Annotated in this window: 27 protein-coding genes; 14 read left to right on the top strand and 13 right to left on the bottom strand. The window is 39.4% G+C overall.

Features of this window, described 5'->3' with window-relative positions:
• Positions 1 to 650: 650 nt before the first annotated feature.
• The 4 genes from gntK (at position 651) to C8270_RS05640 (ending at position 4,172) form a co-directional block, all read left to right on the top strand.
• Positions 651 to 2,210 (top strand): gluconokinase, encoded by a 1,560-nt coding sequence (gene gntK, locus C8270_RS05650; protein ID WP_106495894.1) that lies wholly within the window; start codon positions 651 to 653, stop codon positions 2,208 to 2,210.
• Between the two features lie 451 nt (positions 2,211 to 2,661).
• Positions 2,662 to 3,618 (top strand): Rpn family recombination-promoting nuclease/putative transposase, encoded by a 957-nt coding sequence (locus C8270_RS05645; RefSeq protein ID WP_234028491.1) that lies wholly within the window; start codon positions 2,662 to 2,664, stop codon positions 3,616 to 3,618.
• A 43-nt stretch (positions 3,619 to 3,661) separates the two neighbouring features.
• Entirely contained in the window at positions 3,662 to 3,922 is a 261-nt protein-coding gene (locus C8270_RS20400) for a hypothetical protein (RefSeq protein ID WP_234028490.1), read from the top strand.
• A 58-nt stretch (positions 3,923 to 3,980) separates the two neighbouring features.
• A complete protein-coding gene (locus tag C8270_RS05640; protein WP_106495893.1) occupies positions 3,981 to 4,172 on the top strand; it encodes a hypothetical protein in 192 nt (63 codons plus the stop codon).
• 111 nt (positions 4,173 to 4,283) lie between these two features.
• Here the strand turns inward: C8270_RS05640 and C8270_RS05635 are convergent, their stop codons facing one another.
• The 4 genes from C8270_RS05635 to C8270_RS05620 all read right to left on the bottom strand — a co-directional run bounded on the left by C8270_RS05635 (position 4,284) and on the right by C8270_RS05620 (position 9,697).
• The gene (locus C8270_RS05635; RefSeq protein WP_234028489.1) at positions 4,284 to 5,000 is read right to left on the bottom strand and encodes a sulfite exporter TauE/SafE family protein; all 717 of its coding nucleotides are present in this window, start codon (positions 4,998 to 5,000) and stop codon (positions 4,284 to 4,286) included.
• 115 nt (positions 5,001 to 5,115) lie between these two features.
• Positions 5,116 to 6,792 (bottom strand): aryl-sulfate sulfotransferase, encoded by a 1,677-nt coding sequence (locus C8270_RS05630; protein ID WP_106495892.1) that lies wholly within the window; start codon positions 6,790 to 6,792, stop codon positions 5,116 to 5,118.
• A 570-nt stretch (positions 6,793 to 7,362) separates the two neighbouring features.
• Positions 7,363 to 7,938, bottom strand: coding sequence for a Uma2 family endonuclease (locus C8270_RS05625; RefSeq protein WP_106495891.1), 576 nt, complete (start codon positions 7,936 to 7,938; stop codon positions 7,363 to 7,365).
• 340 nt (positions 7,939 to 8,278) lie between these two features.
• Positions 8,279 to 9,697 carry an amidase gene (locus tag C8270_RS05620; protein WP_234028626.1) on the bottom strand — a complete coding sequence of 473 codons (1,419 nt, stop codon included), beginning with the start codon at positions 9,695 to 9,697 and terminating at the stop codon, positions 8,279 to 8,281.
• 356 nt (positions 9,698 to 10,053) lie between these two features.
• Here C8270_RS05620 and gdhA point away from each other — a divergent pair, with 356 nt between their 5' ends.
• From gdhA to C8270_RS05580, 8 genes are all read left to right on the top strand, one after another.
• A complete protein-coding gene (gene gdhA, locus C8270_RS05615) occupies positions 10,054 to 11,436 on the top strand; it encodes an NADP-specific glutamate dehydrogenase (protein ID WP_106495889.1) in 1,383 nt (460 codons plus the stop codon).
• 62 nt (positions 11,437 to 11,498) lie between these two features.
• Positions 11,499 to 11,714 (top strand): hypothetical protein, encoded by a 216-nt coding sequence (locus tag C8270_RS05610; RefSeq protein ID WP_106495888.1) that lies wholly within the window; start codon positions 11,499 to 11,501, stop codon positions 11,712 to 11,714.
• Between the two features lie 525 nt (positions 11,715 to 12,239).
• Positions 12,240 to 12,584 (top strand): hypothetical protein, encoded by a 345-nt coding sequence (locus tag C8270_RS19740; RefSeq protein WP_158701603.1) that lies wholly within the window; start codon positions 12,240 to 12,242, stop codon positions 12,582 to 12,584.
• Between the two features lie 275 nt (positions 12,585 to 12,859).
• Positions 12,860 to 13,588: a hypothetical protein gene (locus tag C8270_RS05600; RefSeq protein WP_106495886.1), complete on the top strand. Its 729-nt coding sequence runs from the start codon at positions 12,860 to 12,862 to the stop codon at positions 13,586 to 13,588.
• Between the two features lie 15 nt (positions 13,589 to 13,603).
• Entirely contained in the window at positions 13,604 to 14,002 is a 399-nt protein-coding gene (locus C8270_RS05595; protein ID WP_106495885.1) for a GntR family transcriptional regulator, read from the top strand.
• Between the two features lie 3 nt (positions 14,003 to 14,005).
• On the top strand, positions 14,006 to 14,869 hold the full coding sequence (locus tag C8270_RS05590; RefSeq protein WP_106495884.1) for an ATP-binding cassette domain-containing protein: 864 nt from the start codon (positions 14,006 to 14,008) through the stop codon (positions 14,867 to 14,869).
• A gap of 6 nt (positions 14,870 to 14,875) precedes the next feature.
• On the top strand, positions 14,876 to 15,802 hold the full coding sequence (locus C8270_RS05585; RefSeq protein ID WP_106495883.1) for an ABC transporter ATP-binding protein: 927 nt from the start codon (positions 14,876 to 14,878) through the stop codon (positions 15,800 to 15,802).
• Positions 15,795 to 17,033 carry an ABC transporter permease gene (locus tag C8270_RS05580; protein ID WP_106495882.1) on the top strand — a complete coding sequence of 413 codons (1,239 nt, stop codon included), beginning with the start codon at positions 15,795 to 15,797 and terminating at the stop codon, positions 17,031 to 17,033. The genes C8270_RS05585 and C8270_RS05580 overlap by 8 nt, the downstream gene beginning before the upstream one ends.
• Before the next feature lie 195 nt (positions 17,034 to 17,228).
• Here C8270_RS05580 and C8270_RS05575 read toward each other — a convergent pair whose 3' ends face one another.
• On the bottom strand, positions 17,229 to 18,113 hold the full coding sequence (locus C8270_RS05575; protein WP_234028488.1) for a DMT family transporter: 885 nt from the start codon (positions 18,111 to 18,113) through the stop codon (positions 17,229 to 17,231).
• Between the two features lie 73 nt (positions 18,114 to 18,186).
• Here C8270_RS05575 and C8270_RS20620 point away from each other — a divergent pair, with 73 nt between their 5' ends.
• Complete coding sequence (locus C8270_RS20620) at positions 18,187 to 18,309, top strand: hypothetical protein (RefSeq protein WP_267894830.1); 123 nt, start codon at positions 18,187 to 18,189, stop codon at positions 18,307 to 18,309.
• A 220-nt stretch (positions 18,310 to 18,529) separates the two neighbouring features.
• Here the strand turns inward: C8270_RS20620 and C8270_RS19735 are convergent, their stop codons facing one another.
• From C8270_RS19735 to C8270_RS05565, 3 genes are all read right to left on the bottom strand, one after another.
• Positions 18,530 to 18,691, bottom strand: coding sequence for a hypothetical protein (locus tag C8270_RS19735; protein ID WP_158701602.1), 162 nt, complete (start codon positions 18,689 to 18,691; stop codon positions 18,530 to 18,532).
• Positions 18,692 to 18,804: 113 nt separating this feature from the next.
• Positions 18,805 to 19,293: a GNAT family N-acetyltransferase gene (locus C8270_RS05570; protein WP_106495880.1), complete on the bottom strand. Its 489-nt coding sequence runs from the start codon at positions 19,291 to 19,293 to the stop codon at positions 18,805 to 18,807.
• A gap of 14 nt (positions 19,294 to 19,307) precedes the next feature.
• The gene (locus C8270_RS05565; RefSeq protein ID WP_106495879.1) at positions 19,308 to 20,339 is read right to left on the bottom strand and encodes a MerR family transcriptional regulator; all 1,032 of its coding nucleotides are present in this window, start codon (positions 20,337 to 20,339) and stop codon (positions 19,308 to 19,310) included.
• Positions 20,340 to 20,452: 113 nt separating this feature from the next.
• Here C8270_RS05565 and C8270_RS05560 point away from each other — a divergent pair, with 113 nt between their 5' ends.
• The gene (locus tag C8270_RS05560) at positions 20,453 to 21,718 is read left to right on the top strand and encodes a hypothetical protein (protein ID WP_106495878.1); all 1,266 of its coding nucleotides are present in this window, start codon (positions 20,453 to 20,455) and stop codon (positions 21,716 to 21,718) included.
• A gap of 71 nt (positions 21,719 to 21,789) precedes the next feature.
• Here the strand turns inward: C8270_RS05560 and C8270_RS05555 are convergent, their stop codons facing one another.
• From C8270_RS05555 to C8270_RS05535, 5 genes are all read right to left on the bottom strand, one after another.
• A complete protein-coding gene (locus C8270_RS05555) occupies positions 21,790 to 22,725 on the bottom strand; it encodes a hypothetical protein (RefSeq protein ID WP_106495877.1) in 936 nt (311 codons plus the stop codon).
• A 34-nt stretch (positions 22,726 to 22,759) separates the two neighbouring features.
• Positions 22,760 to 23,242 carry a thioesterase family protein gene (locus C8270_RS05550; protein ID WP_199794647.1) on the bottom strand — a complete coding sequence of 161 codons (483 nt, stop codon included), beginning with the start codon at positions 23,240 to 23,242 and terminating at the stop codon, positions 22,760 to 22,762.
• A gap of 64 nt (positions 23,243 to 23,306) precedes the next feature.
• Positions 23,307 to 24,281 carry a 3-hydroxyacyl-CoA dehydrogenase NAD-binding domain-containing protein gene (locus tag C8270_RS05545; protein ID WP_106495875.1) on the bottom strand — a complete coding sequence of 325 codons (975 nt, stop codon included), beginning with the start codon at positions 24,279 to 24,281 and terminating at the stop codon, positions 23,307 to 23,309.
• Between the two features lies 1 nt (position 24,282).
• Positions 24,283 to 25,176 (bottom strand): 3-keto-5-aminohexanoate cleavage protein, encoded by an 894-nt coding sequence (locus C8270_RS05540; RefSeq protein WP_106495874.1) that lies wholly within the window; start codon positions 25,174 to 25,176, stop codon positions 24,283 to 24,285.
• 3 nt (positions 25,177 to 25,179) lie between these two features.
• Positions 25,180 to 25,737: a GbsR/MarR family transcriptional regulator gene (locus C8270_RS05535; RefSeq protein WP_106495873.1), complete on the bottom strand. Its 558-nt coding sequence runs from the start codon at positions 25,735 to 25,737 to the stop codon at positions 25,180 to 25,182.
• Positions 25,738 to 25,929 lie beyond the last annotated feature (192 nt).

The following is a 25,929-nucleotide window of genomic DNA, read 5'->3' as shown; positions in this document are numbered from 1 at the left end:
ATTTATGCCCTTTTCATAAAGGATTAATCCGCATCCTGAATACACTACAGGATGCTCAGAGCTGCTAAAAGGCAGCAGCTTTCTAAAAGGTTGTTATTGACACAATAGATATAAAATGCGAAGTAAGTGCTATATTGGTTTCACATTGTTTGTTGCTCTCTGCCCCGCAGCCCGTATACACTCCGCTTTCCGGGGGCGGCTGGAGAGCCTCCTCGTGCTGGCGCACTGCGACTGCGGGGTCTCACCTATGCCTCTCATCCCCCAGGAGTCTACGTGTATACGGGCTGCTTGTGAGGAAATATATGCATATGCTTTAATATTTCCTTAAAATCAAGCATTAAAAGTTGTAATAATATGTTAATGCACAACACCAGCGAAGGAAATACACGTAGACTCCTGCGGGAAAAGCAACAGCTGAAGATCCCGCAGGACAAGGAAAGCTTCGGCAGCGTTACATCGCACGCAGAAAAAGCAATTTTCCTTTTTCAAGGAAGTGCTTTTCTTCCGAGGAAGCTGAAGCGTTGCCCTAAGGTCCGCGTAGTGTATTTCCGTAGCGGTAATTTTGAACCCTACTTACGTGGCAGTTTATATCAACTACGAAATTATTAAAACAACCAAAATTCAATACAGCTATATTAGGAGGAATACTCATGAAACAACAAGCACTCTACTTAGGGGTGGACATTGGTACAACAAGTACGAAAGCAGTTTTATATAATAAGCAAGGCGAAGTTGTAACAATGCATACGATAAACTATCCACTGCACACTCCAAATCCATTAATCGCTGAGCAAAATCCGGACGAAATAGTTGATGCCGTGCTTGGAACGATAAGAGAAACGATTCGAAAAGGTAACCTAGAACACGGGCAATTAAGACTCATTTCCTTTAGCTCTGCCATGCATAGCCTTATTGCAGTTGATGAAGAAGGTACCTTGTTAACGAACAGTATTACGTGGGCAGATACAAGAAGTGCGAAATATGCGAAAAAGATTAAAGAAGAACATAACGGTCATGACATATATCTACGTACAGGGACACCAATACATGCGATGTCTCCATTGGCGAAACTTGTTTGGCTTAAAGCAGAAAAGCCAGCGATTTTTGCAAAGGCGGCTAAATTTATTTCAATCAAAGAGTATGTCTTCTTTAAGTTTTTTGGAAAATATATTATCGATTATTCGATCGCTTCAGCAACAGGTTTATTTAACTTACAATCACTTGATTGGGATACAGAAGCATTACAACTAGCAAGAATATCTTCTCAGCAGTTATCAGAAATTGTACCGACAACGTACAAACTAACTGGTGTTAAACAGGAATACCAATCGTACATGGGTATTGACAATGACGTGCCATTTATTATCGGGGCAAGTGATGGTGTCCTTTCCAATCTTGGGGTTAATGCAATTGAACCTGGTGTTGTCGCGGTAACGATCGGGACTAGTGGTGCCATTCGTACGGTCTACAATGAGCCAAAAACAGATCCAAAGGGGCGGATCTTCTGTTATGCGCTAACTGAAAATCATTGGGTTATTGGTGGACCAGTCAATAATGGCGGAATTATTTTGCGCTGGCTTCGTGATGAATTTGCTGCCGCTGAAGTAGAAACCGCTAAGCGATTAAACATTGATCCATATGATGTTTTGACTAAAATAGCATCTGGTGTAAATCCAGGATCAGACGGCTTAATCTTCCACCCTTATATGACTGGGGAACGTGCACCATTATGGAATGCAAATGCACGCGGATCATTTTTTGGCTTAAGCATTCATCATAAAAAAGAACACATGATAAGATCCGTTTTAGAAGGAACGATATATAACTTATACACTGTTCTGCTGGCACTTGAAGAATTAACCGGCGAACCAAAACGTATCCAAGCTACTGGCGGCTTTGCACGATCCAAAATGTGGCGCCAGTTAATGGCTGACATTTTTGATAAACCAGTAATTGTGCCAGAAAGCTTTGAAAGCTCCTGCTTAGGCGCTGTTGTGCTTGGTATGTACGCAATGGAAGAAATAGATGACTTCCAATTTGTCTCAGAAATGGTTGGGAACACAAACACCCATTATCCAGATAACGAAACAACTGCAATTTACCAAGAGTTGTTGCCCATCTTTATCCGGTTATCGCGAATGCTTAACGAAGAGTATGAGAGTATCGCTGGATTTCAACGTAAGTATTTAGGTGAAGAAAAGGAAGCATAAGCAACGAACCTTCGTCTTGGATCTTAAGTAGTTCAGTATTTGCGGAAAAAGTCGTAAATAACAATGCCAATAGAGTGCTAAACCGAAATGTTTTTAGCACTCTATTTTTAGTTAGCGCAGGTGGCAATTTGTAACCTGTGCTAATTGCTTGATACTTTGTTGTTTAACTGTCTGATGGCTGATATTAACGGCCGCCTACTCTGTTAATATACGAGCTTTGTTCATGATACGTACATTCACTGGCCAACCCAGAACAGCCTAACCTCAACTAATGCACTTAATATCATTGTAGACTAACCGAAAACATACCTAGGGGCTCCTTCATAACAAGTGTGAACTTATTTATTCATCATTAAGCAAAAGAACACTTGTTTGTGAAATTGGATTTTGATATAATATAGATAGAAATACTCCTCGATAAGTCCTCATATAACCTAAAGGAAGTGTTGATATGACACTGGTAGAACTGCCGATTAAAAAAACCACTAATTACACTACATTTACTCAAGTAATGGAAGATCGAAATGAATACACCAAGCGAAAACAGGAAATTAATAGATCAAAATTACTTAAACGCATTCCACTAGAACAACTAATGGATTTAAAAGTTGATTACGCCTTCAAACAACTATTTGGANTTACTCAAGTAATGGAAGATCGAAATGAATACACCAAGCGAAAACAGGAAATTAATAGATCAAAATTACTTAAACGCATTCCACTAGAACAACTAATGGATTTAAAAGTTGATTACGCCTTCAAACAACTATTTGGAAATGAAAAGAATAAGGATATTACTGTTGTATTTTTGAATGCAATTTTACAGAAAACAGGTAGGAATCAAATCAAGGATATCTCATTTATGAATACGGAATTCAGCGGGGAATATGTTGATGATAAACAGTCAAGACTGGATCTGCTAGTTGTTACAAATGCCGATGAAAAGATCAATGTAGAAATCCAATTTACAAATAAATATGATATGATTAAACGTTCCATCTATTACTGGTCCAAGGCATATTTAAGCTCACAGAAAAAGGGAATGGGTTATACAGAATTGCGACCGGTAATTTCAATCAATATTCTTAACTTTGATCTTTTTAGTCAAACAGAACGTTTCCATACTTCCTATCATTTATATGAAGATGAAGACCAGTTCAAACTGACGAATGTGATGGAATTTCATTTTATTGAGATGAGCAAGTTAATAAAGGATTGGAAAGATGATAAACTTGATCCATGGAATGATGCGCTGGCAAGATGGCTTTTGCTGCTTGGCATGGTCGATTCTAGAAACGGTAAAATCTATGATGATAAAAGTAAAGGAAGGCAGACTAAGAACGCCACGTCCTGTGGCAACGTCTGCATGACCCACATCGTGTGGGCCCGAGGTGATGGCTTTGAATGATGAGTCACTAAGGGAAGCCTTTCATAACTGGGAAGGGCTGAGCATGGAACAGGAACAAAGGCTTGTTTATGAATCCCGATTGAAACAAATTATGGATGAGGAAGCAGCCCAACGTGAAGCTGAATTGCGAGTACAACACGCCGAACAAAAGGCTGAGCAAAAGGCAAAGGAAGCTGAGCATAAAACAAAGGAAACCATTGCACTTCGACTTTTAGAAAAGGGCCTGGAAATTGAATTTGTTGCGAATGCTACCGGGTTAACCAAGAATATAGTTATTGACATTCAGCGTGGTATGCAAAAATAACTTAGGGTCAACAACCAGTACAAAGAAGGTTGTTTGCCAAATACCTTGGCGAAAAAATTTGGGGTTGGAAAAGACTCATACGAATGATGCAGTGGCCATTAGTGGTATTTCCGTTATCAAAAAATATGTTCAAACCGTTTTCCAAATCAAGCAGTTCCGAATAAAGAAACGTCCATTGCATGAAGCGATTGCAAGAAAAGCACGGAAAGCGATCAAAAATCTAATAGGAATCAGCCATTATAACAATTAGCAATTTGAATACAGGGCATTTGGCTAACGTCAACTGAATTCATCTCCCACCTACTCTTTGGACTGTCGTTCTTCGCATTTCTTGAGGTGGGAGACTTCTTTCGGAGTGCTGTTAAAGCTGTTGGATCAACAAATAAATACCAGTAAACAGCAACAATACATATGTAATGGTTTGAAACACTTGTTGATTAATACGTTTAAATAAAAGCTGGCCCAAAAACAGACCAATGATTACGAGTGGTAATGCGATAAGGCTTGATTGCCATATAGCTTTCGTCGTACCTGCAAACATAACTTGTGTAAGCAAACTAACCGAGTAAATAAACAAGTAAAACGCCAACGTAGTCCCTCGCAATTTTTCCTTCGTTGTCTCTGTTCCAGAAAAATACAATAGAATTGGCGGTCCTGGCATACCAATGCTTGTTGTAAACGCACCGGAAAGCGCACCAATCGAGAAATCCCTTCGACTTGTTTGCCCAATACGAAAATGAAGGATTAATAAAACGGTCAGCAAAAGGATAATAATACTGACTCCTAATTTCAGCCATGTTATATCCATCGTTAAAAAGATCGTAATCCCTATAGGCAGACCAACAATGCCACCTAGGATGAACCTCTTTAAAATCCCCATATCAATATCTTTTCTTATTTTCCAAATTAGCGCACAAGAAATGACGAGCGATAAAATCAGGTTAATTTGAATTGCCTCTCGTGGTTCAAAAAGTAACAGCAAAAACGGCGTTGCCATAATCGAAAAGCCGAATCCTGTACTTGTCTGGAGAATCGCAGCGAATAGAATAATAGCGACAAATAAAATGATCGTTCCCAAATAAACACCTACTATTTTTCAACGTTAATCTATTTTAACATTTAACCTAAAAAAAAGACTGATCAAGGAATATATCTCATGATCAGCCATCATACCTTTCTATTTCCGGATACTATTAGTCTTCTTCCCCTAATTGCAAATTCCATTCTTGTTTTGGATATAAAGGCATGCGCTCGGCCCGATATGCTTGACGGTGGCTGCCTGATTCAAAACCTGATATGACAATTTCATAAATCACTTCAGCAGGGTCTTGATCGCTAACCTCGACAACTCTACTATTCATTCCGTCTTCCACTTCAATATAGCCAGATGTTATGAGTCGGTTTCCTGTTTCAGGGAGATAATCCGCGTCCCCAACAATACTTGAAAATAGTTCCTTACCGCGATCTTCACCATAAGACCAGACTTCTTCAACTGTTTTATCCTTTTCGTTTATTCTATATTGAACGGCTCGACTATAGTCTTCGCTAAGGTCATCATTTCCTCTTGTGATAACTATATTGTTGTCGAAAAGAAGTATATCTGTCGTATCATCATTGTCATCCTGATCAGGCAATGTCATAACAGCATGTTGTCCACCAGGGAATTTCATTTCATCACTTTTGGGATCCAATAAATATTGCTCATAATCATCTGGCCAAAACTCCGGTGCCGCTAATATCCATTTAATTTCACCTTCTGGATAAGAGAGTTTCATAACTAAGTCTTGACTTCGACTTGACATTAGAATCGTATTATCTGTTTCATCATACCAGACAGCATTTTGATGGAGCCAATCCCCTTCGTCTGCCGCCGGTCCTTCATAGTCCTGATAAAACGTCTCTGGCAAAATGTCTCTAAAACTGAAATCACTTACTGTTTCTCCAGTTTTCCGGTCAATTTCTACCATTTCATCTTCAATGTAATCAGAATCAACATCATGTGTCGTTGTAAGCAGGTTACCATTTGGCAGTTCAATTGCGTCATGGTGAAGCAGGTTGGTTTTTTCATAATCACCTAATTGAATAATGTACGAATTAGATACTTTTCCTAACATATCCATTTCCAATAAGTCATTATATTTATCCTGGCCTTCTTCTTTTGTGATATATAATAAATTCCCGTTTTCTAATCGATTAAAAACATGTGAATTCCATAAAGTTGAATACCAGCGAACTTCAGCATTATCATCAACAGCATAAGCATAGCGCGAACTAGGAATGATAAATGTTAATCCATTTTCCATTTTTTCCGTATCTGCTTCCACTAGATCCGTTGTTAAAAAGTCATCTGGCAATGAATCGGTTTTAATAGATAATTCCGTGGTTATCGTTTCTCCATCTTTGTTTGTTGCTTCTATTGTTACAGTGTTTTCATAATTTGGATACAAACCTAAAACAGGAATTTGATGTTCTGTTTCGTACGCATCAAATGACTTTTTGACATCGCTATTGCTGTCCTTTCCTTGAACAGTTAAGGTTATTTGCGTTGGCTCGTCTGTTTCAAACATGACTAACGCTGTAAGAGGAGCAACACCATATGGATCTTTCGTTATAAAAGGATCTTCGAATGAGTAGGATCCCTCTTGATATTCTTCCAATAGATCTTTTTCTATTTCTGCTTGATTATCGATCCGGCTTTCATCATAGGAAGAAATCTGTTTCACATCGGTGTCTTGACTTGAGTTAGTTTGTTCCTCCTTTGCCTTTGCCTCATCCGATTGATCATCAGTCGATTCTTCTGTACAAGCAGCTAATGATACAACAAGGATAACAGCAACTATGAACATATAAAGAAAACTGTTTCTTTTCATATAAGTGAATCCTCCTATTTATCTCCTAATCTATGGTAATCCGATCAAATAACTATCATTTTCAGTAAAAAGGATATATCCAACTTTCTATTTTAACAAACATACAGATAGAGATAAAGAGAAAGACATTCTGAATTAGTTTAGAAATTGTTACATAGATTAAGAAAAACGTTAACGCCCGGTTAGCAAAGTTTTTAAAGGAATTTTCTAATGATGATATTATTCCGTCAGACAAATACGGTGAAGTTAATGCATTGAGTTAAGATGGGCATAGATCCTTGCTGTTTCGCTTTTTGTTGACCAAGAAGGCTTTGAATTTCTACAAGGGGCTCCGTTGTCTACCATATGTGTAGCATAACTGTGACTTAATTGATGGAGGTGAATTGTTTTGGAATATATAATAAAGTACGATCCTTATCAAAAAATACAGATAAGATGCCTTTTCCTGTTCAGGATAAGTGACCAATTCTGGAATACCAGTGCTATTATTAATCTTCAATTTTCGATTACAAGGTTAAAATCTCTTTCAAACCTACAAATAAGAAAAAAGGCAGGCCTACTGTTTAATGTTTATTCACCATATGAAAACATTTCTTCCCCCACAATTGTTATCCTTTCAAATTGCTTCGATCTAATCATATCTTCTCGACCATACGCATTCCAACGCTTGTAAGTTCCTTCATCTAAGATATATATCTCCACGGTCTCATTCAAGGGATCGACAATCCAATACTCAGAAACACCAAATTTTTGATATGCGTTATATTTTTTAATTCTGTCATTCCTACTCGTGGAAGGTGATAATACTTCCACAACTAGGCTAGGAGCACCTTTGCATCCATACTGATCAAGCTGATTCTCATTACAAACAATGGAAATGTCTGGTTCAAATACGTTGTCTGCATTTTCGTAATCATCTTCTTCAGAAAATCGAACCGTGAATGGGGAAGGAAAGATTCTACATTCTTCACCCTTGAAGTACATTCCAAAATCTATAGTTAAAAAAGAGATAACCCCTTGATGTTTCGTTGTTGGTGTAGCAAGTAAAACAGGAACACCGTCAAAAATCTCATATCGGCTACCTTCATCCCACAATAAGAAATCTTGAAACGTAAAATGCTTATCTTCATTTCTTTGAATACTCATTGTATCTTATCCTCCCCATTTCAATAAATTCCCGATAAGTTATGTTTTAACAAAAAAGGCTGGTTAGCTATTCAAACATAATACTTCAAAGGTGATTTCTTCGTTGCGGAAAAGCCACCCATTAGCTGAAGCACCCAAGAAATTAGAATATAGTATTCTTATTTTTGAGATTTGTATTTATAATCCAGTCACTAATAAATCCAATCAATATTCCGGCAATGATTGGTAAAAAAGTCTCAATATGAGGGAGGGAGACACCAAAAGACGTCCTTTTTACACTGCTAATAATTCAATTTTGCCAAAGCAGCGAGTGGAAACTCCCCCACTTATTCATTTCGCTTTATGCCTTTATCTTACTCAAATCCGCTGCAGGGAATCCACCGACAATCTCTTCATATCCTCGACTTGCTCTTAACACAAGGCCATCCGCAAATCGATTTCCAGCAATTTGCATGCCGACTGGTAAACCATCTTTGGTCGACCCTGCAGGTATCGATGCCGCTGGTAAACCGGTCATATTGTATATATGGGTCATCATCCAGTCTGAATCTGCTTCAATTTTTTTGCCTTGTATCGTTTCCGGCCCTAATAATTGATAATCGAAAGCTGGAATCGATAATGTTGGTGACATAATCAAGTCGTAATCTTTAAAATAACGTTGTAACACATTCCACACGGTTGTCCGCTTTGATTGGTATTGAATATACGCACTCGTTGTTACCGCATATCCGCGTTCAATCATTGTTTGATAGGAAGGTGTTACCAAGTCAGGCGTTTTCTCGAGTATTTCCTGTCCACCAGCAGCAGCGGCAGCGTACCACATATTTTTGAAAAAGCCGAGAAATTCATGTAACGTCATGCCAAAATCCATCGATACTTCCTCTACTTGGCAGCCGAGCGCACGCCACTTGGCAATCTGTTCTTCCATGACCTCCAATACTTCTGGATCAACCGTATACATACCAAAGTCTTTCGTGTAAGCAATTTTCACCCCATCTAATGGGCCATTCATTTGATCAATAAGTTTTTCATCAAATGTTGGCAATGAGAAAGGATCTGTTGTTGACGGTCCTTGGGTGACATCAACAAACAATGCTGCATCCTTGACCGAACGGCTTAATGGTCCATGATTAACAAATGGATTATTGGAACCAAATACATTACTTAAATTATTGTCCATCGGAATTCTGCCATAGGATGGTTTAAATCCATATACCCCACAAAAGCTCGCTGGAATTCGGATTGACCCACCACCATCACTGCCCTCAGCGATTGGTGTCAGATCAGACGCAACTGCTGCAGCTGATCCACCACTTGATCCGCCTGCTGTTTTTGCCAAATTCCACGGGTTTTTTGTCGCGCCAAACAATGTGTTATCGGTAGTTCCTTTATGTCCAAAGTCAGGTGTGTTTGTTTTGCCAAGAATGATCGCCCCGGCGTCCTTTAGGCGTTGAACAATTGTCGCATCCCGATCTGGTATGTTGTCCGCGAAAAGCTTTGTACCAAATGTTGTTTTAATTCCCTTTGTTGGCGTTAAATCCTTTATCGCTACAGGAACACCATGCAGTGCACCCAATTTCTTACCTTGTTGGATCGCTTCTTCCTTTCTGACTGCCTCCTCCCTTGCTTCATGGTTTAAGGTAACAACCGCATTAATGTCAGTATTATATGTATCGATTCGATTTAAGTAATAATCGATCACTTCGACCGGAGAGATTGCTTTTTTCCTAATTTGTTCAGCTAGTGTAAATGCCGTCATATTTTTCACCTTTATCAAACCTCCATTTTCAGACAAATTCCTTACTGTTATCGTAGCATTTTTAGCGAACTTTATCTATTTAGATAGCATGTCTATTAACAAAATTATTTAACTATTTCATCTATTCCTATTGCAATTGTGTGAAAAATACTGTAAAATATATTGCTATAACAAAAAAATATCATCATTTCTGTTTATTACCTTTCAAGTGAATCCCTAGTTTTAACCACCTGGCCTTTACAATTACTACCATTAACCGACCGATTTAAATGTTCAGCTATGAGCGTGTGTTCCTTTCATACATAAATGATCGGAAACACTGTTTTACTATTTCTAAAAATGAAAGGGGAAAATATATGACAACGATTCAACGAGTTAAAGATGACTCCTTACAACAAGCATTGGATTATGTAAATACTGTATTTAAAACGGTAGAGGAAAGAAATCCTGGCGAAGTTGAATTTCACCAGGCCACAAAACATATTTTCACGGCACTAGTTCCAGTCTTCGCGAAACATCCAAAATATATGAAAAATGGGATATTAGAACGAATTTCCGAACCGGAGAGACTCCTTACTTTTCGTGTACCATGGCTTGACGATAGTGGGAACGTTCAAGTAAATAGAGGATTTCGTGTTCAATTCAATTCAAGTATCGGTCCTTACAAAGGTGGCACACGTTTCCACCCTACTGTCAATGCAAGCATTATAAAATTTCTTGGTTTTGAACAGATTTTCAAAAACGCCTTAACCGGACAGCCAATCGGTGGTGGTAAAGGTGGTGCTGACTTTAATCCAAAAGGCAAGTCCAACAACGAAATCATGCGTTTCTGTCAAAGTTATATGACGGAGCTATCCAATTATATTGGTCCAAATGTTGACATACCTGCAGGCGATATTGGTGTCGGTGCTAGAGAAATTGGTTATATGTTCGGTCAGTACAAACGAATGCGTGGCAGTTATGAACCTGGAGTACTTACAGGTAAAGATGTTCGTTTCGGCGGAAGTTTAGTCAGGCCAGAAGCAACCGGCTACGGTTTAATATACTTTGTTGATGATATGATGCAAGATCACGGTTTGAGTTTCAACAATAGCAAAGTCATCGTTTCTGGCGCAGGTAATGTAGCCATTTATGCGATGGAAAAGGCCATGGAATTAGGCGCAAAGGTTGTTGCATGCAGTGATTCAACAGGTTATATTCATGATGAAAAAGGTGTCAATTTAGAAACAATCAAGCGGCTTAAACTTGAAGAAGATGGGGTCATTTCAGCGTACCTTGCTGAACATCCACATGCTTCATTCCATGAAAATGGCGATGACATATGGACAATCCCATGTGATATAGCCTTGCCGTGTGCAACACAAAATGAAATTGATGCAGACATTGCGCGTGTATTAATTAAAAATGGCGTAAAAGTTGTTGCTGAAGGGTCAAACATGCCATCCAATCAGGAAGCTATCGATTTGTTTAATGAGAGCCATATTCTTTTTGGCCCAGCTAAAGCCGCCAATGCTGGTGGGGTAGCCGTGTCAGCATTAGAAATGGCACAGAACAGTATGAAGCTTTCCTGGTCATTTGAAAAAGTTGATGCAAAATTACATGAGATCATGTTAAACATTTATCGAAATAGCATAAGTGCAGCTGAAGAGTATGGGTATCCCGGAAATTTAGATGTCGGTGCAAATATCGCTGGTTTTCTTAAAGTTGGCGATGCCATGATCCGCGAAGGTGTCGTGTAAGTTTGTGATTATTTATCTTCGGCAAGGTAAATGATTGATTACCAACATCGGGAGTGAATCAAATGAAACGCTGGCGAGAAAGGCGTAAGGAGAGAAAACGAACACGTCGGGGTAAGTCTAACTTTTGGTATGAACTTTTAGATTTGTTGGTTGATATCTTATTATGGGTACCTGAGTTAATCTTTTTCCCTTTACGAATTTTATATTGGTTGTTAAGAGGATTTTCAAGAACTGTGAAACATTTATTTGATAATATCATGGATTGGATAGGATTTTAGAAGTGCAAAACACCGCGTTTGCACTTCTTTTTTATTGGATTGATTTTTCATCTGTTAAGTATTCTTTATTCTCTGCTTCTTTGGCCTAAACCTTGATGTTTTTTACTTTATCTGGGATGCTAAATAGTAGGTATTCATGACGTTTTCATAGTCAAATGGTGTAAGGTATAAAGTCTTTTGAAGTTGGTGATGCAGAGACTTGCGAAGTTGCAAAAATGTTAGATGCTAATAAAACACCAGATACGATTCTGATATTTTCTCTATTGCCATATAGCCATAACATAGTATATTTAAAATCTTTATTTTAAGGGAGATTTAAAAATGAAATCTAAACAGACAACGGAACTGTTTCTAAATATATATGTATGTATCTATGTCTTACTATACATAGCTTTTTTATTCATTATTAGTCTTTTACATTCATCTTTTAGCATAATAAGCATTCCTGCAATAACAGTGCCGTTTATACTATTGGTAATTTGGACCTCGCTCTTATTAAGAAGGAATAATAGCAGCTTTAGGAAAGTGAAACATAAACGTATTCTTATTATTAGTATTATTCCTCCTTTAATTTGTCTAGTATTGTTGGGATTTAATGAGTATAATTCAAACTTTACCACGGAAAAGTGGGTGAATAAGTCTAACCAACGTGTATACATGACCGATAATCTATTAAGTAATCACAAGTTACAAGGACTAACCAAAGCAGAAGTATACAAATTATTAGGAAGTCCAGATAATAATAATAAAAGTAAACTAATCTATTATCTTGGTAGAGAGCGAGGACTAATCAGAATAGATAGTGAACAATTAATGATAAAACTAAATGAAGAGGGTATAGTTTCTAATTACAGAGTAACTACGGATTAAAGGATTTTACTCTCTTTTCGGTGAACTAGTTTACCTTCATTTCAGTTTAAGTCTACAAAAAAATTTTTGCAGAATAAATGAGTAATTTTTATAGAAAACTACCAAACTAGTAATGCCAACTCTCATAATATCCCCTTAAAGGCAGTAGGAAATTTCCTACTGCCTTTTTTGTCGCTAGCAACAACCTTTCAAAAAGATATTGACATTACACACAACATTACATAAACTGTATATATACACATACACAGTTTAACACCTAAAAGGAGGGGTTTTATATGCAGGAATGGAAGCAAGCTTTTCAATTGGCAACTTTTGAATTAAAAGCATCGAAACAAGGATTTTTATTCTTGGCTTTATTCTTTGTCTTGGTACTCGTATTTTTAACAGTTGAATTACGCACGTATATTGAACAAAACTTTGCCGGACTCGACTTAGCCTTCATCCTAACCTTTTCAGGACTTATCATGATCTGGCTGAAACCAAAAAACTTCCAACTTACCAAACTGAATGAAGATGTAACAGCTTCTCCGTCATTAATTATGTTAAATCAACTACCCATTACGAAAGATGTAATTATGAAGAGCAGATTTATTGTTCATTTTTTCTATTCATTTCCATTTCAATTTCTATTATTAATTGGTTTATATCCTTTATCACCAAATCTTCAAGATGCATTATCGATTGGTTCTTATATTGCATTTTCCATCATTTGGCTTTCATTTAGTTTTTATGCAGGTTATATTTTCCCCGCAGCTGACGCAGGTACAAAGAATACGAATACAGTCTTGTCATTTATTTTGGGATTTATATTTGCAATTGGAGCAATGTTTGTCTTCGCTATTATACAAGTCGCTACTGGGCATGCCATCGTTTATTGGACCATCATTTTTGCTCAAACATGGCCGCTTTTATCGAGCTTCCTATCTGTTATCTTGGCGTTTATTGGCTTTACTTATTGGCAACATTATACAAGAAAAACGATCGATAAACTAGACTATCTATAGAAGGAGGCGTGTACTGTGGAATTACCGATACATCTGTCAAAAGACTCCCGAGAGCCGATATATCATCAAATTGAAAACCAACTGCAAGCATTAATCGCCGGCGGTCATTTAGCTGCAGGTACACCACTGCCTTCCATTCGCGCGCTTTCCAAAGACCTGGAAATCAGTATCATTACAACAAGACGTGCTTACCAGGACTTGGAACATAAGGGATTCATTCGTACGTCACAAGGTAAAGGTACTTTCGTTGCCGAAGTCGAGGATGCCAAAAAACAGCAAGTCAAAATATCTTCTGTTTATCAAACAATCGAAAATGCCATTGATACAGCACTTCAATATGATTACACACTCGAACAAATTGAAGAGATTTTTGAAGAAATCATACACACCCAACGAAATCAGAAAGGAGAATAGTCCATGAACAACTGGTTAGATATTTCACAATTACAGAAAAAAGTGGATCATTTCTATCTTGGCCCCATAGATTTATCGATAGAACCCGGAACGATTACCGCATTAGTTGGCAATAATGGATCGGGGAAAAGCACCTTGCTGAAGCTAATCATGAATTTGGCAAATCCCGACATGGGAAACATTAAGGTTTTCGACAAATTTGTCTATGGGCAGGATGAATCATGGAAGAAGAAGATTGCGTATCAAGCTCAAACACAAATTGGCCATGACGCTTATACCGGAAAAGAACTAAAATCCCTAATCGCTCCCTTATATCCAGATTGGGATGAGGCGTTATTCAAAGAAATAGTTAATGCTTTTTCGATTCCATTGACGAAACGTTATCGAAAACTATCGCAAGGGGTACAGCAAAAGCTTAATCTCGCACTGACCATTCCAAGAAATGCGCCATTATTATTATTGGATGAACCAACATCGTTTATGGATATTCCATCTAAAAAGCGACTAATGGATATACTTGTTGAGTGGATGGACCAAGGAGAACATGCCATCATTTTTGCCAGTCACCAAGCTGAAGATATTATGAAACTTGCGGACTACCTTTGCATTTTGCGCAATGGAAAAGTGATTGGCACCTATGAAAAAGAAGAATTAACGGAGAGTTATAAGCGGTATTGGCTGCAGCATTCACTTCCCGAAAGCTGGATCCCCGGTGAAATCTCCCGGGAGAAACAGCAGCTTATTTCGAACCAACCCGACAAAACCGAGCAATTCTTCAACGAGAATAACATGACGTGGTCAGGTCGAACCGCGCTTCATTTAGAGGAGATTATCACATATCTATTACAGGATGGAAAGGAAGGTTAAATTACGATGGAAACCATGTTAACAGTAAAAGATTTAGGAAAGTCCTTCAAGGATAAACAAATCATTAAGAACATCTCCTTCGACGTCAAAAAGGGAGAGATCATGGCCATCCTGGGCCCAAATGGTGCGGGAAAATCAACAACCATACGTAATATCATGGGAATTATGTATCCAGATGCGGGAACCATTTCATTTCAGCAGCACCAGGACATTCCACGACATAAAATTGGCTACTTACCTGAAGAAAGGGGCCTATACAAAAACGTAAAAGTCATGGATATTTTACTATATTTAGCCGAACTAAAAGATTATCCGATCAAGAAGGCCAAGGAACGGGTACTTGCTTATTTGAAAAAGTTTGACCTGGAAGGCAAGGAGAACGTTTCCGTTGAAGAACTATCAAAAGGGATGGGACAAAAAATACAATTTATTGCATCGATCATTCACGAACCGGAGCTGCTCATTTTAGATGAACCATTTTCAGGCCTAGACCCGGTAAGCCAGGAATTGTTTAAAAATGAAATTCGGAATCTTGCGGAAAATGGCACCGCGATTCTATTATCCTCCCATCAAATGAATTTGGTAGAAGAAATGTGTGACCGCTTATTTATGATCCACCATGGACAAAAAATTATCTACGGAAATATGAACGACGTAAAAGCCGAGTATGCGAATTTTAAATGTACAATTCGTGGAAAAAATGACCGTACTGTTCTTGGGAATCTCCCAAATGTACAACGGGTCGAACAAGATGATGAGCTAGCAATTCTATATTTAGACAAGGAAGTTCATGTTGCAAGCTGGCTTAGTCACCTCCCTGAAAGCCTAGATATCCTGGAACTTTCCATTGACCGGATTTCGTTACATGAAATTTTCATCGATATCGCAACAGATAAAAACCTATTACAGGAAGAAGGTGCAGTTCATGCATAATACACTGAAGGTTGCTAAATGGGAAATTAAGCGCAATATGAAAAATAAGTCATTTGTCATTTCCCTATTCTTAACACCAATCATCTTCCTTTTCTTCTCTATGGTGCCAAGCTTTTTTGATGATTCAGATGAAGAATCCGCGGCTACACAAGTATTTGTAAACGATGAACTGGGGATTTTTGCAACTATAAAAGAAATGGTTAAAAGTAGCGATCTATTAAATTGGGATCTTCAAGAGACAGACTTAGAACAGGCAGGTATGAATGAAAAACTTCAGTCAGAGGAGAACACGGCCTATATCCCATTAACAGAATCGGCGCTTGCTAATGGGAAGATCACCGTTTATACAAGTGAAGAGATGGATGGAGATTTCATGAACCAAGTCCGCTTTCTGGAGGAGCCACTTCAGCAGTTGCAAATTCAACAACTTGGATTATCTGCCGAAGAAATGGAAGTTATATCGCGTAGTGTTGTCTTTGAAACAACATCCGTGGACGAGATTCCATCTGAAGATGACCATTCATCCACTGCAGAAGACGGGCCCGTGATGGAGCGTATTGTTCCAGGTGCATTCGCTGGCATTATTTTGCTATCCATTATTATTACTGGCATGATGATTTTCCAAAGTGCCTCACAGGAAAAGAAAGATAAAATTGCTGAAATCATCTTGTCATCATTAACACCCGAGCAATTGATGCAAGGAAAAATCTTAGGTTATTTCGTGTTAGGGATCACACAAGTTGTTGTCTTTGTTGCGTTTGCTTTGCCTGTTGTCATTTGGAAAACCGATATCCCGATCATGGACTATTTACTGGTCCCTGAGCTGATTCTATTAGTCGGCATCGCCATTTTAGGTTATCTTTTGTTCGCTTCCCTATTTGTTGGAATTGGTGCGACAATCGAGGATATTTCTACATCAGGGAATTTCCAAGGCATTGTGCTCATGCTACCATTTTTACCACTTATCTTTATCGGTCCAATCTTAAGTGACCCAAGTGGTTTAATCGCACAAATCGGTTCCTACATCCCATTCACGTCTCCTGGGGTATTGCTGCTCCGTTTATCATTACTAGAGGAATGGCCGTGGATGGAAGTAATAATTTCGTTAGCTATCTTAATTGTAAGTGTCTGGTTATTTATGAAACTGGCCGGAAAAATATTTAAGACTGGTATTTTATTGTATGGGAAAAATGCAACACCGAAAGAGATTTGGAAATGGATTCGGGCTTAGAGTTAGGAAGAAGCGGGGGCTCCATGTGGTACCCGCTTCCTTTAACTTTGGGATAATTAACCTTTTTATAATGTTTCCAGTAGCATATTTTCAGCAAAATGTGTTGAACTGGCGACTGATAATCCTTTAAGAGAATGATATTGTGGCACTTGGAGAATTACGGAACAAAGGGGAAAACTTGTCATTGCAACCATCCTAACCAATCCCTTTTAACACTCGTTGTTTTACTCCTGCCTGTGTCGTTATGATCACACCACAAATGACCGCCAATGCCCCAATTATTTGTGTAACGGCAATCACTTCATCTAACCATATGTATGCGCCAATCATTGTGGCTACAGGAAGGAAGTTTAGAAAGATGGATGCTTGGGAGGCGCCCAGCACATCCACTGCTCGATTATAAAAAACTAGGGCAATAAACGATGGGAAAATACCTAGGTACAAAAGCCCGATAATAAAATTTGATGAGTCAAAGGAGGGTAACCCGAGTATGGCCCACTCGATCAACACAATTGGACATAATACAATGACTGAAATACCGGTCATAACAAGAATTGCGCCATATGACGGAAATAGATGCATATACTGCTTTACCAGAATCGAATAGATTGCCCAGGATACAATGGCACCAATCATAATGATATCTCCAACATTCCAGTCAATTGCTGTTAGTTGCAGGATTTTTCCATCCATGACGACCCATACGGCACCGATCAGCGATAATACTACTCCACCCCATTGAATGGTTCGTAATCTTTCTTTCAATATAACTGCACTTAACACGACAGTCATTGCTGGTACAACTGATTCCAGCACAGAAACGCTTGATGAGGTAGTAAATTGTAACGCCCCATAAATAAATGTATTGAAAAACGTTATTCCTGTTAAGGTCATCATCAAAAACGGCTTTTTATACTCCAAAAATTTAGCACGGTTTTTCCAAGCACTACGAAATCCAATTGGTAACAACACTACAAATGCAACCAATAACCTGAAGAACGCAATCGTGAACGGTGGTAATTCATTAATAGCCTTGCCGATCAGAATGTTCCCCGCATAAAAAATAACAACAAAAATCATCATGATGTATGAATAAGTAATATGGTCGCCCCCTTATGTGTATTTTATCTAGGTAATTTTTACGACAATAATTATGCCAATGTTGTTGATAAGTAAAAGCCACTATATGAAAAACAGAATCGTACAAACGTTACCTCGCCGTATTGTCAAAGGGAAATCAGAAGTAAAAGAAGCCGTAATTACCATTCAAAAATAACATATAGCGATGCGAAACTGATGATGAACACAAGTGTGTATTCACCTTATTACCTTTTCTTTTTTAGAGTAACCGTTAAATTGACAACGGTCATCACCAATGCAATTAATGAAGCAACTAATGCAAAATATAGCATTGTTTTCACTCCTTACTTGCAATTTTGGAATAAAGAGGATATGATATACATAAGATAATGGAAGGGAAGAAGGGGTAGTCCCCCTTAATCCCGGTCAGATTTTTCGGCCTTCTTTGTTTGTGGAGACAAAGAGGGCTTTTTCCTTCTATTATGGCTTTCTATAATTGTTGTAAATACTTGCAATACAGCAACAACAACATTACAAATCGCCACAACAAGAAGTAAAATCTGGGATGCTTCTTCCATCTCTTATTCACCTCCTTTCAAAAAAAGAGATGAGTAAATCATATCCTCAAACCTATTATAACAAGTCTGGAAATTTTATCATCCATTTATTAAAACATTTTTAATTAATAACCCTATATCATCTTTCCAAAAACAAATTGTTCACCTTTCCTCCCCATTACTCGACCACCATTATCTCTGAACCCGCATTTCTTATATACCATTTGTGCATGTGTATTATTGTGATTCACTGCAAGCACAATTTCATCTTTTCCCGGGAAATAATTTTTTATAAAGAATGGTAGTAGTTTTAACGACTCTTTTGCAATACCCTTTCCTTGATAACGACTATCAACAGAATAGGCCCTTAGCAATATAGCATTTTCATTATTACTATATTTTGGAAAACCACCCCTGTCATGCAATACGAAAAAGCCTACGGGAATGCGATGATATTGTATAACAATAGGATATCGTTCCACATCGCAACTGCATTTCTCGATTGCATCCAGCGGGTGAGCCGTATAGTTTAGTTGATCCTTTAGCAAGCTATAATGCACTAAATCGGCTGCATATTTTTGATTATGAAAATCTAAAGCAATTTCTTCATGATTGGACCCCAAATTTTACTCCCCTCCTATCTTTTTACCGCATACACCATACTCAAAATATTATTGAATGAATAGGTTTCCACATGATAATTGTGCATTTCGAACCAATCTACAAGTGCTGATCTGTCTGCGTAAAATTCATCATTTATAGCATCTACAGCCTCACTATTTCCCGCCTCATGAAATGCATTCAATACCCGTTCACGATGTTGGTCGTTTAAAAACATCAAATCAACAATGCATACCTGCCCGTTAGCTTTCACCACACGATTCATTTCCGCTAGTGCAAGCAGCTTTTCCTCATCACGAATGTGATGCAGCGCATAACTGGAGATTGCTCCCTCTACCTGATTATCTAATAGTGGGAGTGCCAAAAAATGCCCTTTTCGCAACTCAATATCTGGATGCTTTTCACCGCACCTTTTCAGCATTTCCTCTGATTGATCAACCCCAATTACATGTACATCCTCTTTCAGAAAGCGCGAGCCCAAATTTCCTGTTCCAATTCCAATATCTAAACAGCTATCCCCACGTTCTAGTTGAATAGTTTCAGTTGCTTTTGCCAATGCATTTTCATAATCCTGATGAACATTAAAGCGGTACCCATGCATTTTAATGTTTTGGTCATAATCCGCTGCTTGCTTGTCAAAATTCCATTTATCTTTCCAGCCTTTTCGAATATTTTTCATTGCCTTTAAGTGCTGTGACAGTGCGTAAATATTCTCTGTAATATTTTCTTTGTCTGTATCCAGCATTCGATCAATTGTCTCAATCATGTCTTTCATTTCTATCCACTTTTCAAACAAGGCTGAACGTTGGACATCTAGATATTGTCGCATACTCATATCTTGGTTTTCTAAGATTTCACGAATAGCGTTAACCGGCACACCAATTTCTCTTAATGCCAAAATCGTGCTAAGCCGCATTACATCCTTTTCCGTGAACAAACGGTACTCGTTTTCTGAAGCTTTTACAGGTGAAATCAGACCCTTTTCCTCATAAAACCGGATGGACCTCGGTGTCGTGTTCAGTTGTTTTGCAACCTCTTTAATATGCATATCACCATCCCCCTTCTCCTACACTATAAACGTTCACGTTACGGAAAAGTAAAGGGTTTTTTAAAAATTTTTGTTATACTGGGTGTAAATCATTTAGAAGTGAGGTTTTATCTATGAACGAGCGAATCAAGGAATTATCAGCTTATACAAGTGAGAAGTTTGGCTTAGAAAATTACCACTTAAAAAGACATCATATTTTCTATGAAACAAACAACCTTCATAAAACAACTTATCTACTATCAATGGAATGGATTCCGAACGATAGTGAACAAGTTGCTGAAGATTATAATCCTCCCGGGACCGCTGTGATTGATATGGATATCCATACAAAGGCAATTAAACGAATTGTATTTGTTCATGAAAAATCATTTGCCGTTGATGGCGGGTTTTCAATGATGGATGAAGAAAATGTAATCGAGTGGATTGAAGAATTGACCGACTTGCAATACGGTCGCCAATTCCAGCTTTTATCAGACGAAGATGGTGCGTATAGCTTCCAGGCCGTGGTAGATAATATCCCTGTTTATCCATCTGGCTCGATTGAAATTGAATTTAATGACGAAAGCCAACTTACATCATTTTCTATTGACGGAGTATTTCCCGAGGAGGATCAAGTGAAATGGGAGCCTTTTTCACTTACACCTGAAAAAGTTAATAAGATTGCCAGTGAACAATGTAAATTAATTGAAGTGCCATTAGAAGCAGAGGAAAAATGGTTGTCTGTTTATGGATTGGAAGAACTTTTTGTTTCAAATGATGGCACAAGAACGCTACCATTTGAGCCAATCTTGCATCAAGGTTTTTCCACTGATAATGAAGTAGTTTTAGAATGGGACAAGCCAATCGATGAGCCATTCCATCGCGTGGAAATTGACTTATCTGTTGAAACATCCGAGGAACAAGCTTTAGCAAACCAACCACATCCTGACACATTTCCTATCACAGCGTCAGAACAGGAAAAATGTAAAGATGAAGCATTACGCTTTATGCGAAGCGTGTATCCAGACGACAGTGGAAAATGGGCATTAAAAGGGTTGCTTCGTGAAAATGGTTATATTATTGCAGAATTAAAACCGACAATAGCGGATAACCGTGTGCTTCAGCGAAAACTACGGCTTATCATCAGTAACGATCAATATAAAGTACTAAATTACATTGACAATAATGTGATATTCGATATGTTCAAACAGTTCCAAGCCGCCGAAACAGCAAGCATTACAGAAGATGACGCTTATCAAAAACTTCGCAACCATGTTGAAGTAATGCCTGTTTATGTCTTTGATGAAGATGAGATGAACTATATTCTGTGCGGCAAAATTGATTGTGCGTACGGCATAAATGCTATAAATGGTGAGGTTATTTTGTTGGATGAGATGTAGAAGATGAGAGTGAGGGCGGTTTCCACGTCCTTGGGTTGATGCGTGTGTCGTGCTCGGGCTGATGTTTTCGCTCACCGATCGATGTTTTCTTGCTCGGGACGATGTTCTCGCTCTCCGGACGATGTTTCTGCTCTCGGGACGATGTTTCCGTTCTCCGGCCGATGTTTCTGCTCTCGCGCCGATGTTTCTGCTCTCGGGCTGATGTTTCTGCGCTCGGGACGATGTTTCTGCTCTCCGGCCGATGTTTCTGCTTTCGGGACGATGTTTCCGCTCTCGTGGTCGATGTTTCCGCTCTCGGGACGATGTTTCTCTGCTCGGGACGATGTTCTCGCTCTCCGGACGATGTTTCTGCTCTCGGGACGATGTTTCTGCTTTCGCGCCGATGTTTCTGCTATCGGGCTGATGATTCTGCTCTCGGGCTGATGTTTTTGCTCTCGGGCTGATGTTTTCGCTCTCGGGACGATGTTCTTGCTCTCGGGCTGATGTTCTCGCTCTCGGGCCGATGTTCTCGCATTCGGGCCGATGTTTTCGCTCTCGCGCCGATGTTTCTGCTCTCGGGACGATGTTTCTCTGCTCGGGACGATGTTCTCGCTCTCCGGACGATGTTTCTGCTCTCGGGACGATGTTTCCGTCCTCCGGCCGATGTTTCTGCTCTCGCGCCGATGTTTCTGCTCTCGGGCTGATGTTTCCTGCTCTCCCGCCGATGTTTCTGCTCTCGGGTTGATGTTTCTCTGCTCGGGACGATGTTTCCGCTCTCGCGCCGATGTTTCTGCGCTCGGGACGATGTTTCCGCTCTCGGGACGATGTTTCCGCTCTCGGGACGATGTTTCTGCTCTCGGGCTGATGTTTCCGTTCTCGGGCTGATGTTCTCGCGCTCGGGCTGATGTTCTCGTTTTCGGGCTGATGTTCTCGTTTTCGGGCTGATGTTCTCGTTCTCGGGCCGATGTTCTCGCTCCCGGGGCCAAATCTAGCGCTAACCACGAGGCAACGCTCCCAGTCCAACCCAAAAGAGACGCCACCTAAAGTAGCGTCTCTTCTTAACTATTTCTTCCGCCTTATTCCAATTACACGTCCAGCTTCTTCCGGTTTCACTTCAGGTGTATAATTTTCAGCAAGCTCCTTCACCTTAGCAAAAACGTCATCGGTAAATGGTGCTGGTCTTCCGGTATTTTGGTCGATTCCCATTAACATTTGTTCACTGGTTGCAGCGCGTTTACCATCTTCACCATATAATTCAAAAAATACGTGTGTGCGCTTAGCATCATAGTCAAGCAGTTGTACACAAATTTCAAATGGCTCGTCCAGCTTCATTTCTGCCAAGTAGCACACATGATTTTCCATTGTGAACATGGTATAGTTTTGCTCTTCACGAAAAGCCTCGTCAATGCCGATTAATCTCATGAAGCTGTCGACTCCCAAGCTGAAGGCACGAACATACTCAGCATCGTTCATGTGGCCGTTATAGTCAATCCACTCTTTGTGGACATGGTCTTTTATAATTACTTTTCCGGTCGTCAAAAACATCACATCCTTCTCTATAGACAATGTCCAAGGGGGGAGTGAGTCCCCGCCCCCTTGAAACACCTACTTAAAGTTTTCCATTCAAATTAGCTGCTGGCCAGTATTTTTCCAACAATTCTTGTAGTTCAATTAAGAATTGGTCGCGGCGCTGTTCTAGCTCATCCATGTTTGTGCCAGCTGTTTGCGCTTCACAACCGGTAATAACCTTCTCCGCCAATTCGTCGGTTAATTCCGGTGCCTCTAGCTTTGTCCAAGGGAGTTTTAATGCAGGGCCAAATTGTTCTAACAAATGCCTCATTCCGGCTTTACCGCCACCCATGTGCAAGGTTAAGAATGGTCCCATTAAAGCCCAGCGCAATCCTGGTCCATATACAATAGATGCATCTACTTCTTCTGTCGTTGCTACACCATCATTCACGATATGAAGTGCTTCACGCCAGATTGCTTCCATCAAACGATCAGCGACATGTCCTTCTATTTCCTGACGAACGATCAACGGCTTCATGTTCACACCACTGTAAAATGCCTCTGCCTTTTGGACGAACTTATCATCCGTATCCTTACCACCAACCAATTCAACAAGTGGCATTAAGTAAACTGGATTAAATGGATGTGCTACGATCACACGCTCCGGATGCTCCGTACAGTCAGCCTGCAGCGTACTAGGTAAAATACCGGAAGTACTCGATGCAATAACGGTTTCTTTTGGTGCATATTGATCAATTTCCGCAATCACACTTCGCTTCAATGGTTCTCGCTCTGGCACATTCTCCTGTACAAAATCTGCACTACTCAATGCTGTCTGTAAATCTTTTTCAAAAAACAAATTATCCTGTGAGGCCCCTTCAGCAAGTCCAACTTTCTCCATTGCTGGCCATGCTTCCTTCACTGCTTGACGTGTGCGTTCTTCAGCTGATGGATCTGGATCTGATGCTGTAACCTGATAACCATTTGCTAAAAAACGTGTGATCCAGCCATTTCCAATTACTCCTGTACCTACGACTGTGATGTTTTTAATCTGTGATGAATCTTGCCCTGTCATGTTATTCCGCCTCTCCATTTGGGTTCCGTAAATTTAAAAATGCACGTGCTTCTGCTGGTGACATTACATCTGTGCCTAAACTTTGCACAATGCCAACTGCTTTATCAACAAGTTGTTCGTTCGTTGCCAATGTTCCTTTTTTCAAGTAAATATTATCTTCTAAGCCGACTCTGGCATTTCCGCCTTGTAATACGGACTGAGCAACCATTGGCATTTGCATCCGACCAATGCCAAACGCAGCCCAATTTGCATTTTCTGGAATTCGGCTTCTCATATATGCAAGCGTTTCTGCATCAGCGTCAGCACCCCATGGAATACCTAGGCAAAATTGGAATAGTGGATCACCATCAATTAAGCCTTCCTTCACTAATTGGTTAGCAAAACGTATATGTCCGGTGTCAAAGCATTCAAGTTCTGGTTTTACGCCGGCATCTTGAATTAATTTTGCCTGTCTGCGCAACCAATCTGTCGGGCTAACGTACACCTGATTGCCAAAGTTAACACTACCACAATCCAATGTACAAATTTCCGGAAGTAGCATCCCAACAGGTTCGTGGCGCTCTTCAGGTGTTTGCATATCAGTGCCCTCTCCACCTGTTGTCGGATCAGCATCACTTGGTATCCAATCACCGCCACCACCAGCAGTAATATTAATAATCACATCTGTATCAGCCTCGCGAATACGCTCCACCGCTTCTTTAAATAAATTGACATCATGGCTCAATTTACCTGTCTTTGGATCACGCACATGCAAGTGGGCAATCGTTGCTCCTGCCTTTGCCGCCTTAATTGCTGAATCGGCAATTTCCTTTGGTGTTACAGGTATATGTGGACTTTTTGCTGTTGTATCTCCTGCTCCGGTTACAGCACAAGATAGAATGACTTTATTACTCATTGATTAGTTCCCCCAGTCTTTTTCACTTATATGTTTTGGTACATAATTAAAAATCTCTCCACTCTCGAAAAACTCCGTTAAGCGGCGGATCCAGTCGTAATAATCCATCCATTCGCGGATCTCTTTTAAAATCTCATTAACTGTTTGTTCATCTTCCTTAGATAGATCACGTTCATTTTGCAACGTCTCGAGTTTTACTTTTAAATTTTTCTCAAAATGTTTGCTTTTGTTGATTGCCTTTTGCCATGTAGACGTAAACAAGGATATGAATGTTTGATAGTAATCCTGCTCAACTTGGTACAAATCTTTACGGACGCCTTTACGAAAAACCCGCTCAGCGATATTCAAATCAATCATTTCGCGAACAACTTGACTCATACGTGTTTTACTCATACCCGTTTCGGCTGACAATTCATCCAATGTCATCGGAGCGCGTTCCATATAAATAATTCCCAAAACCCGTCCAACACTCGTAGAAACGCCAAATGAATTCATATTGTCCGCGATCTTATCGATAAATTGTGTTTTCATATCGGTGATTTTACTCTTCTCATCAGCCATAAACTATCTCCCTTTTTCTATCCTGTTAAAAATGTAACACAGAAATAATTGTAACCAAAACAGCATTTCACCTAGCATTTTTGCGTTTTTACTAGAAAATCAAAGCAATACCAATATAAACTTTATAAATAAAATATTTTATAAAGTTTATACGGGACATGGGGACAGGTCCCTTGTCCCACGCGCCATCCC

This window comes from Lentibacillus sp. Marseille-P4043, assembly GCF_900258515.1.
Lineage (GTDB): Bacteria > Bacillota > Bacilli > Bacillales > Amphibacillaceae > Lentibacillus_C.
This window is presented reverse-complemented; position numbering and strand designations above follow the sequence as displayed.